3 protein-coding genes are annotated in these 3,248 nt (G+C 72.1%); all 3 read left to right on the forward strand.

Going from position 1 to position 3,248, the window contains the following annotated elements:
• On the forward strand, positions 1–691 hold a 691-nt coding region (locus RX333_RS17140; RefSeq protein ID WP_316016184.1), incomplete at its 5' end, for a WYL domain-containing protein.
• A gap of 70 nt (positions 692–761) precedes the next feature.
• Positions 762–1,895 (forward strand): exonuclease SbcCD subunit D, encoded by a 1,134-nt coding sequence (locus RX333_RS17145; RefSeq protein WP_316016185.1) that lies wholly within the window; start codon positions 762–764, stop codon positions 1,893–1,895.
• Positions 1,892–3,248: AAA family ATPase (locus RX333_RS17150; protein WP_316016186.1), on the forward strand; the 1,357-nt coding region annotated here is incomplete at its 3' end. The genes RX333_RS17145 and RX333_RS17150, both read left to right, overlap by 4 nt.

Genomic DNA, 3,248 nt, shown 5'->3' on the forward strand with positions numbered 1-3,248 from the left:
GATGCCCGCCGCCGCCGCGCGCGCGGCCGAGGTCGATGCCGAGGCGCTGCTGGAGGCGCATGGCCAGGCTGCGCGGCCCGGTCCGGCGGTGCCCATCCGCCCCGGCGTGCTGGAGGCGGTGTCGCAGGCATTGCGGGGGCCGTTCCGCCTGCGCATGACCTATGGCGGCAAGCCGCGCGAGGTGGAGCCCTACGGCGTGCTGCTCGGCGCGCGGCGATACCTCGTGGCGCGCGAACCGGCGAGCGGCGAGGGCTACAAGCATTTCCGCTTCGACCGGATCGAGGCGCCCGAGGCGACGGAGACCTGGTTCGCGAGGGATCCCGCCTTCTCTCTGTCGCGACACAGCGCACGGGCCTTCGGCTCGTTCCATGACGACGCCCGCCATGGACGCGTGACCTGGCGGTTCGCTCCCGAGGCGGCGGCGCAGGCCGGAGAATGGCAGTTCCACCCCGGACAGCGTGTCGTGCGTGAGCCGGACGGCGCGCTGATCGTCAGTTTCGAGGCCTCAGGCTGGCTGGAAATGGCCTGGCATCTCTACATGTGGGGCGACGCGGTGCAGGTATTGGAGCCCAAGGGCCTAGCGCGGATCGTCGAAGGATGGCAGCGGTCGGATTTCGAGGCACTGCCACGATGTTCGCAGTTTGTTCCGACTTGTCAAGGTGGAAGAGTTGCCTTGCACCGGGGCCCCTGACAGCTTTTGTCCGGGTCCGATGGCAGATGAGGGACTGCGCACCCGCTCGATTCGTCTGAAAGGACATTCCATGACCGCCATCCGCTTCGTTCACACGGCCGACATCCACCTCGGCAAGCCTTTCGGAAACCACGCCGCGCACGAGGCGTTGCGCGCCGCACGGGCCGGTGTGATCGGGACGCTGATCGAGGTCGCCCGCAAGAACGCGGCCCCGCATGTCTTGATCGCGGGCGATCTGTTCGATTCGGCGAACCCCGCGACGAAGACCTGGCGCCACGCGGTCGACGAGATGGCCGAGGCGTCGGAGCTGACATGGTGGCTGCTGCCGGGCAATCACGACAGCCTCAGCGCGCGGGACGGGGCCGCCGCGACCTGGGAGGCGATGGAGGCGCTTGGCTATCCCAACCTGCGCGTGTTGCGCGACGCGCAACCGGTCGAGATGCAGCCGGGGGCCTGGCTGCTGCCCGCGCCGCTGGCGACGCGTCGGCCCGCCTCCGATCCGACGGCCTGGATGGACGGCGCCGAAACGCCGCCGGGCGCGATCCGGGTGGGCCTCGCCCACGGGCCGGTTCGGGATTTCAGCGAGGCGGGAACCGGTCTCGACGTCATCGCGCCGGACCGGGACCGACGCGCGCGGCTGGACTGGCTGGCGCTGGGCGACTGGCACGGCGCGATGCGGCTGTCCGACCGCGTGGCCTATGCCGGGTCGCCGGAGCGGACGGCCTTCGGCGAGGATGGCCGGGGGAGCTGTTTCCTGGTCGAGATCGCGGCGCCCGGCGCGCCCCCCGCGGTCGAACGGGTCGAGACCGGGCGGTTCGACTGGCGCACGATCACGCTCGACCTGCTGCCGGGCGACGATGCCGCGAGCGCGGTAATCGACAGGCTGCCGGATGGGGCGCGGCGCGACATGCTGGTGCGCGTCGAGGCGCGCGGGCGGTTGCGGCTGGGCGAGGCCGCGGCTCTCGCGAGCCTCGGGGAGCGGATCGGTCCGGAGCTGTGTCATTTCGAACTGCGCGACGACGGTCTGGGGACCGAGGTGGAGGCGGCCGATCTCGACGCGATCTCGACCGGCGGCGCCTTGCGCGAAGCAGCGAACGCGCTGGCGGGCGAGGCGGCGTCATCCGCCGTCGGGGAGGCGGAGAGGCAGGTCGCCGAGGCGGCGCTGCGGCGGCTGCATGGCATCATGGCGGAGGTGAGCGCATGAGGATCCTGTCGATCACGCTCGACAACGTGCGCCGCTTCACCGACCCGGTGCGGATCGGTCCGATCGGCGATGGCGTTACCTTGCTCAGCGAACCGAACGAGGCGGGCAAGTCCACGCTGTTCGACGCGCTGCACGCGCTGTTCTTTCAGCCGCACCGGTCGGCCAAGGCGGAGATCAAGGCGTTGCAGCCCCATTCCGGCGGCAAGGTCGCGGTGGAATGCGAACTGCACCACGAGGGCGCGGACTGGCGGGTCCGCAAGGAGTGGCTGCGCGGCGCGACGGCCAGGGTTTGGCGCGAGGGAACCCTCGTTCATCAGGATGACGCGGCGGAGGACTGGATCGCGGCGCTCGTGTCGGGCGATGCGGGCGGTCCGGGGGGATTGCTGTGGGTGCGGCAGGGGCGCGTATCGCTCCAAGCGCCCGCCAAGAAGTCGGAGGAGCAGGAGAAGGCAGAACGCCGCGACCTGCTGACCGCGATCTCTGGCGCGATGGACGACGTGACGGGCGGCGAACGGATGGACCGGGCCCGCGACCGGGTGGAGGCCGATCTGGCGCGCTATCAAACCGCAACGGGCCGGGTCTCGGGCGTCTGGAAGGAGGCCGAGACGCAGGTGCAGGATCTGACGGCGCGCGAGGCGGAGCTGGCGGCCTTGGTCGAGAGCCTGCGCGACGATCTCGACACGCGGGACCGAAACCGGCAGCGACTGGCGGAGTTGCGTGACCCCGACCTCGCGCAGAAGCGCCGGATCGAGCTGGAGGCGGCCGAGGCGGCGCTGCGGGAGGCGGAGGGGCGCGCACGCGACCTCAAGGGAGTCGAGGCCACGGCGAAACTCGCGGTGCAGAACGCGCGGGTCGCCCGTGAGGAGGCCGAACGACGGGTTGCTCTGCGCATGGAGTTAGCCGAGGCGCGCAAGGCCCTCGCGGCCGCGGAAACGGCCGATGAGGAGGCGCGGGCGAAGGCGGACGCTGCCCGCAGGACACTGGCTGAGGCGAAAGCGTCGCGGGCCAGCCGCCGCGTCGAACAACAGGCCGCCGAGGAGACGATGGGCCGGGTGGAGAGGGCCGAGCGCGCCGCCGCCGCCGCGGGCGAGCGGGCACGGCTCGCCGCCAGTCTCGAACAGGCCGAGGCGGCGGACAAGGAGCGGATCGCGCATCGGGCGGCCGCGAAGGAGGGTCCGGACACAGCGACCGTCGAGGCCATCGAGGCGCTCGTCCACGAATGCGAGGCGCGTCGGCGCGCCCGAGAGGCCGCGTCGCCCCGCGTCTCGGTACGGTACGAAGCGGGGGCCGCGCAGGTCGTGGTCGGGGGGGCTCCGCTCGCCGAGGGGGAGACGCGCGCGCTGCCGCCGGGCG

The organism is Roseobacter sp. HKCCA0434 (genome assembly GCF_032464675.1).
Classification (GTDB): Bacteria; Pseudomonadota; Alphaproteobacteria; order Rhodobacterales; family Rhodobacteraceae; genus Pontivivens.

Excerpts from the sequence above, each read along its gene's own strand:
- RX333_RS17145 (WP_316016185.1), top strand. The coding sequence starts at position 762 with ATGACCGCCATCCGCTTCGTTCACACGGCCGACATCCACCTCGGCAAG.